7 protein-coding genes are annotated in these 15653 nt (G+C 57.8%); 4 read left to right on the forward strand and 3 right to left on the reverse strand.

Annotation, left to right across the window (positions count from 1 at the left end):
• Positions 1-163 precede the first annotated feature (163 nt).
• Entirely contained in the window at positions 164-589 is a 426-nt protein-coding gene (locus tag FIV03_RS21950; protein ID WP_152510966.1) for a PaaI family thioesterase, read from the reverse strand.
• 156 nt (positions 590-745) lie between these two features.
• Between FIV03_RS21950 and FIV03_RS21955 the strand changes: the two genes are divergently transcribed.
• On the forward strand, positions 746-1744 hold the full coding sequence (locus FIV03_RS21955; protein ID WP_152510967.1) for a hypothetical protein: 999 nt from the start codon (positions 746-748) through the stop codon (positions 1742-1744).
• Positions 1745-1786: 42 nt separating this feature from the next.
• On the opposite strand, the gene FIV03_RS21960 is transcribed toward FIV03_RS21955, so the two are convergent.
• Positions 1787-3064, reverse strand: coding sequence for a ferredoxin reductase family protein (locus FIV03_RS21960; RefSeq protein WP_152512534.1), 1278 nt, complete (start codon positions 3062-3064; stop codon positions 1787-1789).
• 297 nt (positions 3065-3361) lie between these two features.
• Positions 3362-4390, reverse strand: coding sequence for a betaine--homocysteine S-methyltransferase (gene bmt / locus FIV03_RS21965; RefSeq protein ID WP_152510969.1), 1029 nt, complete (start codon positions 4388-4390; stop codon positions 3362-3364).
• Positions 4391-4738: 348 nt separating this feature from the next.
• On the opposite strand from bmt, the gene FIV03_RS21970 reads away from it, so the two are divergent.
• From FIV03_RS21970 to FIV03_RS21980, 3 genes are all read left to right on the forward strand, one after another.
• A complete protein-coding gene (locus tag FIV03_RS21970) occupies positions 4739-6277 on the forward strand; it encodes a trimethylamine methyltransferase family protein (protein ID WP_152510970.1) in 1539 nt (512 codons plus the stop codon).
• Between the two features lie 370 nt (positions 6278-6647).
• On the forward strand, positions 6648-14255 hold the full coding sequence (locus tag FIV03_RS21975) for a type I polyketide synthase (RefSeq protein WP_209009741.1): 7608 nt from the start codon (positions 6648-6650) through the stop codon (positions 14253-14255).
• A 26-nt stretch (positions 14256-14281) separates the two neighbouring features.
• A complete protein-coding gene (locus tag FIV03_RS21980) occupies positions 14282-15640 on the forward strand; it encodes an aminotransferase class I/II-fold pyridoxal phosphate-dependent enzyme (RefSeq protein ID WP_152510971.1) in 1359 nt (452 codons plus the stop codon).
• The last annotated feature ends 13 nt before the right edge of the window (positions 15641-15653 follow it).

Here is a 15653-nt window from a genome sequence, read left to right on the forward strand (position 1 = left end):
ATCAGGAAAAATGGCCAAAAGCTTCCCGATCTGACTAGATTCGAACAGTTGGCCGGCCCAATGAACCGGGCCTCCATTTCTGCAGTCCCGAAGGAGAAACTCGTAATGCCGTAAGGCGCGGCAGGCAATCAGCCTGACATCGAGGCCGCAAGTCCGGATACTATCAGCGGGGAGGAACGGAATAGGTCGCTGTGGCATGAGCCACGAGTTCTTCCTGTCCATCACCTGCAATTTCGCAATCGACAACGGCAAGTCGCTTGCCGAGTTTCAACAGGCGGCACGTGGCGAGAAGATCTCCTGCCTCAGGTTTCCGCAGAAAGTTGATGTTGAGATTTGTGGTCACGGCAAGCGCAACCGGGCCAATATGAGCCAGGATCACGACATAGGCGGCCAGGTCCGCAAGCGCCATCATGGAAGGACCGGAGACTGTGCCCCCCGGGCGCAGGTGCAGCTCGTTGGCGGAAAGGCGCAGGACCGCTTTCCCGGGTGAGACGCTGTCGATTGCATAAACACGACCACCTGCATGGATTTGCGGAAATTCCTTGTCCAGCATTTCCATGATTTCGGTCTCGGTCATAACCGGTGTCATGTAGCCTCCCCTACCACTTTCTTTTTCAACCCATAATCTGATTTCAACTTACGTTCACGTCAATTCGTTTCTTGGGCAAAAGCGGATCCAGACACACAAGGGCCTCACTTCAGTCCTCTGTCAGGCTTTCGTTTTTCAGATAATGAGGGTCTTCAATTGATCAGACTGATTGCAACCTTGTGCAAAGTATTTTCCGCTCGCAGCCTTCGCCCCTTGCCGTCGCTTGTTGCGGCTGTCTCGATGATGACGTTCCCCGGTATCGCCCTGGCCGACGTCAAACATTACCTCTACACCAGTGCAGGCGCGTTTTCCGAGACACGTGAACTATTGCATAATCCAGCGATTTCCGGCGTTCAGATCCTCTACAACTGGCGAATGCTGGAACCGGAAAAAGGTCGTTATGACTTTTCCGCAATCGAGCGGGACCTCGCTGTAGCCCAAAAATTCGACAAGGCGTTTTTTCTTCAACTTCAGGACCGCTTCTTCTGGGAAGGTGCTCGCTTTGTGCCGGACTATTTGCTGAAGGATCCGCTCTATGCAGGCGGCCTTGCCCGACAGGTGGACGACAGTGAAGCCGAAACCCCGACACCAGAAGGCTGGGTAGCCGTTCAATGGAACGAAGCGGTTCGCACCCGTTACCAGGCTCTATTGACCGCCCTTGCGGACCAGTTCGATGGCCGCATCGAAGGCCTCAACCTGCCGGAAAGCTCGATCGACGTTGACAGACGCAAGGACGAGACGGGCTTCAGTTGCGACGCCTATTTCAACGCGACATTGGAAAACATGGTCCATGCGCGCATTGCGTTCCAGGCATCCCATGTCGTTCAATACGTCAACTTCTGGCCATGCGAGTGGGAAAACAGTGAAGGCTACATGGAGCGCAGCTTCGACAAGGCAGCCGAACTCGGAATCGGTCTGGGCGGTCCCGATATCGTTCCGCATCGAAAGGCACAGATGAAGAATTCCTACCCCTTCTTTCACCAGTTCAAGGACAAATTGCCGGTGATTGCGATGGCGATCCAGGAGCCCACTTTGGAGTACATCAATCCGGAAACGGGCAAGACCTTTGCCCGATCGGAATTTATCAAGTTTGCCACCGATTATCTTGGCGTTGACATCATCTTCTGGAGTGCGTCAGCCCCCTGGCTGCAATAAGCGCCATTCCCGCACGAAGTGGGCTTTCGCAGATCGGAGGCACTATTCTGCTGGCTGTGTCTTTTCGGCGCGGCGTTTTTCGATGGCGTAAATTCCCCGATCCCAGAGCCAGACCGCCAGTCTGCCCAGGCCAATACCGGTTCGCATCTGAAACTCCTCGAAGTGAAACCGGCTGGCTCTCAGGCCTTTCAGCACGAGACTGCTCTTCAGTGTCTTGCGAAGGGGCGCAGGCCCGCAAAAGAAGACATGGGCATTGCGTAAGTCGCCCTTCAGGTCTTCGACAATCCGTTCGGGTGTCAGCCTGACGCCTTCAAGCGAATTGACGATTATCAGCTCAAGCTTGCCGGTTTCTTCGGCCAATTGCTGAAGGTCAACCACATATGGAATGTCGCCACGCTCGCGCACACAATAGTAGAGCTTTACCGGCCCACTCTCCCGGTGTTTCAGGCTCTGCGCAAACGCAAGGAAGGGAGTTATTCCGACACCGGCGGCAACCCACACCTGAGGGTCCCGTCCAGACGGCATCGAGAAATTGCCATAAGGACCGGAAACCATAGCCTCCATACCTTCCTTCAGTTCGCGGTACAGGCGGCTGGTGTAGTCGCCGAGATCCTTGATCGTGAATCGCAGCGACCTGTCATCGCGTGGCGCGGCACTGAGCGTAAACGGATGTTCCTCCGTCAAGCCTCCTCCCTTTACCGAAAGGAACGCGAACTGTCCGGCCACATGTTTCAGCCCTCGCCCCCTGGGCTCCAGGAGCACTTCCGTCAGGCCATTGATGTGACGAACGGAGGCAACCTTGTAGGCGTGGCCACGTGGTGCCAACGGCCGCAGAACTGACATCCAGACATAGGAAACAAGGCCGAGCACACAGAACGCAGAAACGTAAAGCCCGAGCGGGTCTGCGTTCGCGAACGGCTTTTCAATGAAGAAGTAGTGGAATACTCCCATGAAAAAGAAGACGCCGATCAACCGATGGCTCCATTTCCACAAGTGGTAGGGAATGAAGGTGATGACGGATGCCAGCACCAGGATCAGAAGACCGTAAAGGCTCACCTCACCTATGTCTTCAGCAGCATCGGCCAGCGGTCCGCCACGCAAACCGTCCATATCCGCATCGATGATGTCGTGCAGTCCCAGGCCCACCATCGCGATGATACCCAGCCATTTGTGCAAAACGTAGATCCGGTCGAGCGGCCCGAACACCAGTTCCAGCCCCGGCACGCGCGTCGCCAGGAATTGGTTGATCCCCATCACGATCAATGCAGCGGTTCCAAGATACTGGCTGAAAAGCGCCACCGGATCTCGCGACGCAGCCATCGGGGCGAACCAGAAAAGAGGGATCAGGGCAGCGAGAGCAATCAGTGCAAGTCCAACAGGGCGCAAAACATGTGTCCGTTTCTGGCTTCAGGCTCGAAGCGGTTCCGTTAGCTTGCGGATCGGACGGCGCGCAGTTCCTGCTCAAGCATCATCGCGACTTGCCGCCCATCCACAAAACGATCGGGATGCGTTAGAGGGCTTACGTGACAGCTGCAACACTGTTGCAGGACTTTCGACGAAAAAAAGGCGCCGATTGGCGCCTTTTTAAAACCCTGACTTGTGGCTTGAGCGCAAGATCTAGCTGCGCCTGCGCCCCCTGCGCCGACCGGAACCCGAACCGTCGTTTTCTGCGCGGGCGGCATCAGCTTCCTTGTTCGGAGGCGAAACAAGCGGACCGATTTCGGTGATCACCTCGTTCAGTGTCGGCCGGGCACCCGCCTTGTGGGCATCCAAGGCTGCGCGCATTGCAGCCAGATGGATCGGCGACGTACCGCAGCAGCCACCGACAATACGCGCACCTGCATCAAGGGCCATATGTGCGTATTTTGCCATCAGCTCCGGCGTTCCGGTGTAGACCACTTCATCGCCCTTGATCTGAGGGATGCCGCAGTTGGCTTTCGCCACGATTATCGCATCAGGATAGGCTTCGGTGATGTCCATGATCGCTGCCAGCAGATCCGACGCACCGACACCGCAATTGGACCCGATCGCGACGGGCGTGCAGGCAAACTGGCTCTGAAGGTCGCCAAGCCCCTTGGGTGAAAGACCCATCATCGACTTGCCGGCTGTATCGAAACTGGCAGTAATGACCAATGGCAAGTCGAAATTCTGCGCTGCTTCAGCGGCGGCCTTCATTTCTTCGACGGCTGACATGGTTTCGACCCACAAAATGTCGGCACCACCTTCAACAAGGCCTTCCATCTGTTCCTTGAAGGCTGCAACACCCTCTTCATAGCTGAGTGCGCCAAGGGGCTGGAAAAGTTCGCCGGTCGGTCCGACGGAACCTCCGATCAGAACCGTCCGTCCGGAAGCTTCGGCCACATCGCGCGCCAGCTTGACGGCGGCAATGTTGAGTTCCCTGACGCGATCCTCCGCCTTGTGCAACTTCAGCCGATGACGATTGCAGCCGAAGGTATTGGTCAGAATGATGTCGGATCCCGCATCGACAAACGACTTGTGAAGCGCAGTGATCTTTTCCGGTTCGTCCGTGTTCCATAATTCCGGAGCGTCACCGGAAACGAGACCCATTTCGAACAGGTTCGTTCCGGTTGCACCATCGGCAAGCAACGCCCCTTTCTGGGCAAGGAGCTCTTCCAGCTTGGACATTCAGCAGTCTTTCGTCTTGTTGGTGTCGTCTTCGCCCGTTTTCAGGCCTGTTTCTGCAATAGCAGACCGCACCGGGAAATCCATGTGCGCAAATTATCTTCTACGAAGCCCTGGCCTGCGCGGTTAGGCGTAAAGGCGGTCTTTCTGTACGGCAAGGTGACCTCGACCTTCGCTTGGTCGCCAATTCCGAAACCACTTTTCACTGTGCGAAGTCAATGGACTTTCCGGCGAAAATGAAGCAACAAAGCGCCATGACGCTTTTACGGTATTGTGCGACGGTTATGGAGCCGGGTTGTCAGGGCTCCTGATAAAGACTACGCGCAACCAAAATCATCTTGGGAGCATAAGATGTCAGACGCCGCCCCATCTGGCCGTCGAGGAAGAAGCGCCCGCCGCGAGCGCCGGCAAGCCGGACCTGCCAGCCTGGCCATTCCCTACATTTCGCGCAACATTCCGAACTTCGACATTTTGAGCGACGAAGGTGCGGAACGGATCGAAGCCAATACCGACCGCATTCTCGCTGAAATCGGCCTTGAATTCCGTGAGGACCCCGAAGTTATCGGTATCTGGAAAGAAGCCGGTGCAGAAGTCGACGGCGAACGTGTCCGCTTTCCAAAGGGCATGCTTCAGGAGCTGGTAAAGACGGCCCCTTCCCAATTTACCCAGCATGCCCGCAACCCTGCGCGCAACGTTGAAATCGGCGGCAACAATCTTGTCTTTGCTCCTGTCTACGGCCCCCCCTTCGTCACAGATCTCGACAAGGGCCGGCGGTATGGCACGATCGAGGACTTCCGCAACTTCGTGAAGCTCGCCTACATGTCGCCGTGGATGCATCATTCCGGCGGCACCGTCTGTGAGCCTGTCGACCTTCCGGTCAACAAGCGGCACTTCGATATGGTCTATTCCCATATCAAGTATTCCGACAAGCCGTTCATGGGATCGGTCACCGCACCGGAACGCGCCGAAGATTCCGTGAAGATGGCGCAGATCACCTTCGGTGAGGACTTCGTCGATCAGAACTGCGTCATGATCCAGCTGATCAACGCCAATTCACCTCTGGTCTTCGACGCCACCATGCTTGGTGCCCTCAAGGTTTACGCCAAGCACAATCAGGCTTGTATCGTTTCGCCGTTTATCCTGGCAGGCGCCATGAGCCCGGTAACCGTTGCCGGTACGCTGTCGCAGGTGCTGGCCGAGGCTCTGGCCGGCTGCGCCCTGACCCAGTTGATTCGTCCCGGTGCCCCGGTCGTTTTCGGTGCCTTCGTCAGTTCGATCTCCATGCAGTCCGGTGCCCCGACTTTCGGCAGCCCGGAAGGCTCCCTGCTTCTCAACGGGGCAGCAAAACTCGCCCGCAGGCTCAACCTGCCGTTCCGTTCAGGTGGCTCGTTCACCGCATCCAAGAGCCCGGATGCGCAATCTGCGCAGGAATCCGCGCAGACCATTCTGGCCACCTTGCAATCAGGTGTGAATTTCTGCCTTCACGCAGCTGGCTGGCTGGAAGGCGGATTGTGCTCTTCCTACGAAAAGTTCGTCATGGATGCCGACCAGCTCGGCATGATGCATGTACTTGCCAAGGGCATCGAAATCTCTGATGAAACTCTGGCGATGGACGCGCTTCAGGAAGTCGGTCCTGGTGGCCATTTCCTCGGTGCCGCACACACGCAGCGCAATTTCGAGAGCGCTTTCTTCAGGTCCTCGATCGCCGACAATAACTCCTACGAGCAATGGCTCGCAGACGGGCAACTGGATGCCGCACAACGTGCCAATGCCCGCTGGAAGGAACAATTGGCGGGTTACACGGGCCCGGAACTAGACCCGGGCATCGATGAAGCGCTGCTGGCTTTTATGACCGAACGCAAGGCCTCTTTCCCGGACAGCAACGTCTGATCCGCAGCCGAACACCAAAAAAACGCCCCGCCATCGTGTGGGGCGTTTGTTTTTCAAGAGATTTTCAAAATCTGTTCTTGCAACGCATCGACGCTTCTTAAGAACACTCAGAAGAAATACGATTTTTTATGTATCTAGCCTTTTCCAGCATTTCTCCATGGGATAAAGGTTGCCAAACCCTGCGTTTGCAAGGTAGCTGGAAACGCTGTTTGGCATGGGATAAGCTTACGCATGGCAGCACTGAGACTGGGTCGCGCCGGTCTGCGATTTATCTCGAGGGAGCATACGGAAATGACTGTTTATAAACTGTAAGTTTTCTTATGAAAATCAATAGCTTGACTGTACCCAACTAATAAAAACAGGTTGTTCTGTGGCGTCGCTTACATCAAATATCGATATTCTTGGTTATTCTACCCGCCTCCCCGGCGCCAACGATTCTGCCGAATTCTGGTCATTGCTGAAAAACGGCGAATGCGCCGTTACGTCTGTCTCCAAAGACCGCTGGCCGCTGGCCCGCTTCGGACACCCGGTCCAAAGCACGTCAGGAAAGACCTACACCTGGGCTGCCGGACAGCTGGATGATGTGTGGGGATTTGACCCCTCTTTTTTTGGTGTTTCTCCGCGTGAAGCCGTGCAGATGGATCCGCAGCAGCGGCTGCTGCTGCAACTGGTCTGGGAAGCTCTGGAACACGCCAATATCCGCCCCAGTGACCTGGCCGGCTCGAACACCGGCGTTTATGTAGGTGCGTCGTCTCTCGATTACCACCATCGCTTCCTGGTCGATCCGGCCATGGCCGACATGCAGTTCATGACCGGCAACACGCTTTCGATCGTTTCCAACCGCATTTCCTACATCTACGACCTCAGAGGCCCCAGCTTCACGGTCGACACCGCCTGCTCCTCTTCCATCGTCGCACTGCACGAAGCGGTTTCCGCCATCGAGTCCGGCCAGATCGATACCGCGATCGTCTGCGGCGTCAGTCTTCTGCTCAGCCCGTTTGCCTTTGTCGGCTTCTCCCGCGCCACAATGCTGTCGCCGACCGGCCTCTGCCAGGCATTCGACGCCAATGGCGATGGGTACGTGCGCTCCGAAGGCGGTGCTGTGGTCGTTTTGCGCGCCGCGCGTGCAGGCGTTCCGGAAGGTGCAAAGAGCCACGGCAAGCTGCTTGCAACCGGCATCAATGCCGACGGTCGCACTGTTGGCCTGTCGCTTCCGTCCCCGTATGCACAAGCAGACCTCTTACGTGAAATTTACGAAGGCCTGGAAATCAATCCGACGGATCTTGCCTTCGTCGAGGCCCACGGCACCGGTACGCGCGTTGGCGACCCTGCAGAAGCTGACGCGCTTGGCAAGGTTATTGGCCAGAAACGCGACAAGGCGCTGCCCATCGGATCCGTCAAGACCAACGTCGGACACCTTGAGCCTGTTTCCGGTTTGGTCGGACTTCTGAAATCCGTAATGGCGCTGCGAGAAGACCTCCTGCCGCAGTCGCTGCACTTCAGAAATCCCAACCCGGATATTCCGTTTGACGAGCTGAACCTCAAGGTTGCCGGTGAAGCCGTTTCCCTGGAGCGCAATGGCACCCGCAGACTTGCAGGGGTCAATTCCTTCGGTTTCGGTGGCACGAACGCTCACGCCGTCATAGGCGATCCCGATCCCGAAACCGCCGAAGCCTCGACAGCACCGGTTGACGCGCCGCTGGTCATTAGTGCCCGGTCCAAGGAAGCCCTGCAGCAACTAGCCGGCAAGTTCGCCGAACGTCTCGACAACGAGGCGGAGGAAACAGCCGGTAATGTGATTGCCTCGAGTGCCCACGGCCGCGATCTGCTTTCAGAGCGACTTGTTGTTCTCGGCAAGACCAAGGCGGAAAAACTCGACGCGCTGCGTTCATTCGCAGAGAACGGCGATGAAAACGCAGATGTCGTATCAGGCAGTGTCATCAAGTCGAACGCGAAGGTCGGGTTTGTCTTTTCCGGAAACGGGTCTCAGTGGGCCGGTATGGGCCAGGAAGCCTATCAGGCCGATACGGCATTCCGGACCGCCTTTGACAAGGTCGACAAGATCTTCATGGGTCTGAGTGGATGGTCACTCGTCACAACGCTTTTTGCAGAAGACCTTGAAGCAGATCTTGAGCGCTCCGAAATCGCGCAGCCGCTTCTGTTTGCAATACAGGTCGGCATTGTGGAATCGCTGCGCCAGCGCGGCATTACCGCTGCCGGGACCGCAGGCCATTCGGTCGGTGAAGTTGCCGCAGCCTGGTGTGCAGGCGCCCTGAATCTCGAACAAGCAGTCCGCGTCATTCGCGCCCGTTCCAGCGAACAGGAAGTCGTCAGGGATCTCGGGTCCATGGCTGCCTTGCTTCTGCCGGCAGATCAGGCAGTTGCCGCCATCGCAGAAAGCGGACTGCCGAGACTTGAACTCGCTGCCGACAACAGCCCGCGAAGCGTCACAATTTCCGGCGACAGCGAAAGTCTGGATGCCTTTGCGAAGTTTGCCCGCAAGAAAAAGTGGGCCATGCGGCGCCTGAACCTGGCGTATCCGTTCCACAGCGCTCTGGTTGACCCGATCGAAAAGCCTCTTCTTGCTGCATTGGATGGTCTATCGCCGACAGACGTGTCGCTTCCCTTCTATTCGACGGTTACGCCGGATGAACGCGATGTCCGCGTCGATGCAGAATACTGGTGGCACAACGTTCGTCAGCCAGTCCGGTTTGCTGCCGCCATGGAAAACATGGCAGCAGATGATTTCTCTGTCCTGATCGAGATCGGTCCCAAGCCTGTTCTCGGCACCTATGTGAACGACGTCCTGCGGGCCAAAGGCAAGAAGGCCAAGGTTCTTGAAACGCTCAAGGAACCTTCCAAGAAAGCAGCTGCCGCAGCAGGCAACCCGCTTGACAGGATTGCCGCATCCGTTGTGGCACATGGTGGCCAGACCGACCTGATCCGGTTTGTCGGCGAACGCCCGGGGCATCTGGTTCCGCTTCCGTCCTACCCCTGGCAGAACTCCGAGTATCGCCCGGAAAACAGCCCTGAACGCGTCGATTTCATGTTCGGCCAGACCTGGCCGCTGCTGGGATACCGTCTGCGTCAGGATACTGCCGAGTGGTTCAACCACATCGACAGTGGTTCCCTGCCCTTCCTGCAGGATCACAAGGTCGAGGAAAGCATCGTCTATCCGGCCGCGGGCTATATCGAGATGAGCCTGCGCGCCGCGCTCCGGTGGAGCCGGAGCGACCAGATCGAACTGCGCGACTTCGACATTCTTCGCCCGTTGGTGATCGAAGGCGATGAAGTCTGGGAAACCCAGGTCCGTATCTCGCCTGACGATCATGTGGTCGAGATCCTGTCGCGACCGCGCCTGTCCGACAACGACTGGTCCTTGAATGCCCGGGGAACATTCCTGACGCCTTCGACGACTTCCAGAACCCCGTGGGTGAAACCCGGTGATAGCGTTCTGTCGGAACTCGATCACGAAACGCTTTACACGGTCACCAAGAGCTTTGGTCTGAATTACGGTCCGGCTTTCCGCCGTGCTGATAAAGTGGTCAAGCACTCGAATACCAGCGCGACCGTTACGCTGTTGCCGCAGGACGAGAGCCTCGCGGATTACTCGTTCTCGCTCTGCCCGACTTTGGTGGATGCCGGCTTCCATGGCCTGTTCGCGCTCCTGGACGGTGTCGAGGATGTTCCGCAAAACACATCCTTCCTGCCGATCCGCCTTGGCACCTTGCGTCTTCTGGCACCGGAAACCCTGCCGGCTTCCGTGCGTATCGAAGTCACAAAGGCGTCTCCGCGCTCGATCGAAGCAAGCTTCGAGTTCCTGGATGCCGACGGCCTGACGATCGCCCGCTTGACCAAGACCCGGTTCAAGGCGGTTACTCTTGGACAGGACACGCGTCCCGACGATCTGGTTTACCGCCAGATTGCGACGCTTCTTCCTGCGCAGGACCGTATCTCGCCGCTTCAGGAAACCTTCGATGGATTGCCTTCATTGGCAGGCAATCTGGACCTTCTGGGCGCCGACGACCAGGAACTCGACGACAGCCGTGTTCTGATCGAAGCGCTGGGTCGCACGATTGCGCACAAGACACTTTTCGATCTATTCGCAGATCGGAAAATTGAACTGGCGTCGCTTGTCGCAGCCGGCGATTTGCATGAAACGGCAGTGCCGCTTGCAGCAAGTCTCTTTGGCTGGCTGGCCGAGAGCGGCCTGTGCACGGAAAGCGACGAAGGTTTTGAACTCACGGATCCGTCTGGCAATCCGGATGCATCGGCGCTTCTGCAAGCCCTGACCGATGGCGGAGGCGAACATATCGCCGAGGCAGCGTTGCTGGCACGACTTTGGACGGGTTTGTCCGATATTCTGAAGTTCGGCCTTCAGGAAGCTTCCGGCAAGGAATATTCTTCCAGCCTGTTCGACGCCTACCGTTCCTCCTCTCCTGGCAAGCGGGCCCTGTCGTCGGCCCTGCAGTCTGGTGTACAAAGCCTGATTACCAGCTGGCCAAGTGACCAGGCACTAAGGGTTCTTCTGGTTGGGGCGAACGGTGGTCTCGCTGCGGCGATCGATGCTGCGCTTGATCCCACCTACATGGCGCTGACCGTAACAGATGCAACGTCCTCCGCAGTTGGCAGGGGCGAGCGTCTGTGGCAGGGCAGTTCGGCGACCGAGTTTGTTGAACCAGGCGAAGCATCCTTTACCTTCGACCGGCATTTCGACATCGTGCTGTTCGATACGTCTCTTGCGGAAATCGATGCAGACACGCTGAAGCGGTTCACGAAATCCATGGTTCCAGGCGGGCTGGTGCTTGGCGCAGAACCGCTGCCTCATCCGCTCACCGACCTAATCATGGGCGTCGGCTCGTCCTGGTGGGACGAAGGCGCAACTGCCGAGTTCCCGATTTCCAGGCAACAGGCGGACTGGACCAAGACGCTGGAAGCTGCCGGTTTGGCCGAGGTCCAGACCGTACCGCTGAAGAGCACTTTGATTGAAGCCGATCTCCTGTGCGCGCGTGCGGGTGATCGCGCTGAAGAAGCAACGGACACCGACGAAGAAGCACCGGAAGCTGAAGCCGAGAAGAAAAAGTATCTTCTTCTGACCAGCTCAGAGGGCGCGTCTCACCGACTCGCCGAAGGTCTGAAGGCTTGCCTAACCCGTAAAGGTCACACAGCCACCCTTCTTGTTCCAGGTGAAGTTACCGAACAGCTCGGCGACGACATCTGGAGTGTTGCACTTGGCGACAAAGTTGATGTCCAGGTGGCGGACGAAGCGCTCAACGCGCTTGTTGCCGCACATAACGGCCGGGTCGTTCATCTGCTCGGTGCCTATGCTGCCTCTGCCGACGCTCTCGCATCTGTCGATAGTCGTGCCTTCAGCCTGATGACACTGCTCAAGGCGCTGGGACCAAACGGCGGCGAGTTCACGGTTCTGGCACCAGCCGGCGCGCAGGATATAGCCGGTGGCAAGCCAGCCGCTCCCGAGCAAGCCGGGATCTGGGCGTTTGGCCGTGTGGTCATGAACGAATACCCGGACGCGAACCTGAAGCTGATCGACGTCTCACCGGATCTGGAGCCAGGGATAGCTGCTGCACGTGTGGCCGACGAAATCCTGGTAGCCAATTGCGAACGGGAAATCGTTCTCGACAGCAAAACCCGTTCCGGTATCCGCCTTGTAAAAGGTGGCGTCCTATCAAGCGTCACGTTGCCGGAAGGCGCCAAACCCGCCATGCGGCTGGATATCCTGCGCCAAGGCTCCCTGGACCAGCTCTCCTGGCACGCCGTTGAGCGCAAGCCGCTTGAAGGCAAGGATGTGGAAATCGCCGTTGAAGCCAGCGGTCTCAATTTCCGCGATGTGATGTGGGCACTCGGCCTGTTGCCGGAAGAAGCTCTCGAAGATGGCTTTGCCGGACCGACACTCGGCATGGAGTGCTGTGGACATGTTGTGGGCTGTGGTCCGGACGTGACCCGCTTCCGACCGGGTGACAAGGTCATCACCTTCGCCCCGGCCTGCTTTGCATCTCATGTCACGGTCGACGAAAGCGGCTGTGCGCCGATGCCGAGTACGGTTTCCGCGGAAGAAGCTGCAACGATCCCGGTCACCTTCCTCACTGCCTATTATGCCCTTGTGCATCTGGCTGCTCTCTCTGAAGGGGAAACGGTCCTGATCCACGGAGGCGCCGGTGGCGTCGGCCTGGCCGCCTTGCAGATTGCCAAGTGGCGCGGTGCGAAAATCATTGCGACCGCAGGGTCCGAAGACAAGCGCAACACCCTGAAGCTGCTCGGGGCAGATGTCGTTCTGGACTCCCGAAGTCTGGCGTTCGTTGACGCCGTCATGGAAGAAACTGCCGGCGAAGGCGTCGATGTGGTTCTCAACTCGCTGTTCGGCGAAGCCATGGAACGCAGCATTGAGGTTCTGAAACCGTTCGGCCGCTTCCTGGAACTGGGCAAACGCGACTACTACGGCAACACCCGGATCGGCCTGCGTCCGTTCCGTCAGAACCTGACCTACTTTGGCATCGATGCCGACCAGCTTCTAACCCGCCAGCCAAAGCTGGCCGTCGACCTGTTCGTCAAGCTTGTCGAGCTATTCGAAGCGGGCACGCTACGTCCCTTGCCGCATCGCCTGTTCGAAGCCGCAGATGTGGTCGACGCCTTCAGACTGATGCAGCAGGCGGGCCATATCGGCAAGATCGTGATCCGCCCGCCCGCGGTTCCCGAAAACGTGCCGACCAAGCGCGAGATCTCATTTGACGGTGAGGCTGTTTACGTCGTTGCCGGTGGCTTTGGCGGCTTCGGTGCAGCATTGCTCCACCGCCTTGCCGATCATGGTGCAAAGTCGCTTGCAGTTCTCAGCCGCCGGGGCGCTTCAAGTGAAGACGCCCAGGAGGTTCTCGCGCAACTGACCAAGCGCGGCATCTCGATCAAGGGTTATGCCTGCGACATCACCAACGAAGCAGCAGTGAAGAAGGCGCTTGCAGAGATCCGGTCTGAAGGACATCAGATCAAGGGCGTGTTCCACACGGCGATGGTGCTGAATGACGTGCTGATCGCCAACATGGATCATGACGGCCTGACAAAAGTGCTGGCGCCCAAGGTCCGCGGCGCGGAACTGCTGGACAAACTGACATCCGACGATCCGCTCGATCATTTCGTGTTGTATTCGTCCGCCACGACCCTTGTCGGCAACCCTGGTCAGGCCAACTACGTCGCCGCCAACGGCTACCTGGAAGGCCTTGCACGCAAGCGCCGGGCCAAAGGCCGGCCAGGCCTTGCTGTCGCCTGGGGTGCAATCTCCGACGCCGGTTATCTGGCCCGCAACGAAGATGTCAACGAGATGCTGTCCCGCAAGCTCGGACGCCATGCCCTGACTGCCAAGGAAGCACTCGACGGCCTCATGGCCCTTATGGTGCAGCCTTCGCAGGAAAACGTTGGCCTTGCGGCGCTTGGATATGCGCGTATCGACTGGCAGGCGGCACGCAAGGATCTGGCACTGGTCGGCACACCTCTGGTCGGTCTGCTTGGCCTTGGTGACGAAGACGAAACCGGCGCGGACGGAGCGATAGACCTTGCTGCCATGCTGGAAGGCATGGATCAGGTCACTGCCGCACAGACTGTTGCCAAGCTTCTGGCCGCCGAAATCGGCAAGATCCTGCGGATTGCACCTGAAGAGATCGATCCGCACAAGCCGCTGTCGGACATCGGCATGGATTCCCTGATGGCTCTTGAACTGCGCATGAGTGCGGAACGTCAGCTCGGGATCGATATTCCATTGATGTCTCTCGCAAACGGCGCGACGTTGATCGACCTGTCCAGCCGTGTTGCAAACCGGGTTCTGGGCGAAGAAAATGCCTCCGGAATTTCGGATGAAACGCAGCAGCTCGCCAGCTTGCACGTGGATGACCAGCGTCAGGAAACGGAAGATCTTTCCGACATTGCTGCCGAAGTTGAGAACAAGAGCCGCGAACTTGGTTCCTTCCTGTAAGCGGCATCATAAAAGGATTGACTGGTATGGGCGCTGATGATCGCGCCAAGCTGATGGACAGCTTGAAAGCCAACCGCCGTTCTGCGCGTGGACGGGCGACGTCTTCGTCGGCGCGTCCACAAGCGGCAGCCCCGAAGCGCAAGGTCTATGACTTCAAGGAGCTGCCGCAGGTCAAGCAGTTGCAGATGCACAGAGCTGCGGCAGACATGATGGGGATCGAAAACCCGTTTTTCCGACCTCACGACGGGCTGGCAGCGGGTACAAGCGTCATCAACGGCAGCAACTACGACAATTTCGCTTCCTACAACTACCTCGGCCTGAACGGGCACCCCAAGGTCAACGAGGCCGCAAAGGCCTATGTCGACAAATTCGGCACGAGCGTTTCTGCAAGCCGTATTGTTGCCGGTGAGCGCCCTTTCCACGCAGAACTGGAAGCAGCGCTGGCGAGGATCCACGGTGTGGAATCTTCGATCGTCATGGTGTCCGGTCATGCCACCAACGTCACGACGATCGGCCATTTGGTCCACAAGGGTGATCTGGTCCTGACCGATTCCTTCGTGCACAACTCCATTGCCGAAGGTGTTCGCCTGTCCGGCGCGACCCGCATGAACTTCCCTCATGATGATCTTGATGCTCTGGAAAAGATGCTCGCAGATCATCGGCACAAGTTCGACAAGGTGCTTGTTGTCGTGGAAGGTCTCTATTCGATGGATGGAGATTTCCCGGACCTGAAGCGTGTCGTGAAGCTCAAACAGGCCTATGACGCCTGGTTGATGGTCGACGAAGCACATTCCATCGGTGTCCTCGGCAAGACCGGCAAGGGCATCGCCGAGCATTTCGGGATAGACCCGACTGAAGTCGAAATCTGGATGGGGACGCTGTCCAAGACCTTCTCATCCTGCGGTGGCTATATCGCCGGATCCAAGGTCCTGTGCGACTACCTTAAAGTGTCTGCGCCGGGTTTCGTGTTTTCCGTTGGACTTTCCGCCGCGCTCGCAGGCGCTGCCATTGCGTCTGCAGATCTGCTTGAGCAGGAACCTGAGCGGGTCGCAAAGCTACAGAAGAACGGAGCACTCTTTCTGGAGCTCGCAAAGGAAGCCGGACTGAACACTGGGCCCAGTGCCGGCTACGCGGTGGTTCCCGTCATTGTCGGCGATTCTGCAAGTGCCGCAACGCTTTCCAATCGTTTGCTCGCAAAGGGAATCAATGCCCTGCCGATCATTTTCCCCGCCGTGCCTGAGAAATCAGCGCGCATTCGGTTCTTCATTACAAGCGAACATACCGAAGACCAGATCCGGCGCGCTGTAGAGACAACGGCTTCCGAACTCGACGCAATGCGCGCGGACGGAACTGCCGTCGACCGGCTTATCAAGGCTACGCGCTAACAGATTTGGGCAT

The organism is Labrenzia sp. THAF187b (assembly GCF_009363375.1).
GTDB lineage: Bacteria > Pseudomonadota > Alphaproteobacteria > Rhizobiales > Stappiaceae > Roseibium > Roseibium algicola.

Bases quoted from the DNA above. Each gene is read 5' to 3' on its own strand.
- FIV03_RS21950 (WP_152510966.1), bottom strand. From the start codon at position 589: ATGACACCGGTTATGACCGAGACCGAAATCATGGAAATGCTGGACAAG.
- FIV03_RS21970 (WP_152510970.1), top strand. From the start codon at position 4,739: ATGTCAGACGCCGCCCCATCTGGCCGTCGAGGAAGAAGCGCCCGCCGC.
- FIV03_RS21980 (WP_152510971.1), top strand. From the start codon at position 14,282: ATGGGCGCTGATGATCGCGCCAAGCTGATGGACAGCTTGAAAGCCAAC.
- FIV03_RS21960 (WP_152512534.1), bottom strand. From the start codon at position 3,064: ATGGCTGCGTCGCGAGATCCGGTGGCGCTTTTCAGCCAGTATCTTGGA.
- bmt (WP_152510969.1), bottom strand. From the start codon at position 4,390: ATGTCCAAGCTGGAAGAGCTCCTTGCCCAGAAAGGGGCGTTGCTTGCC.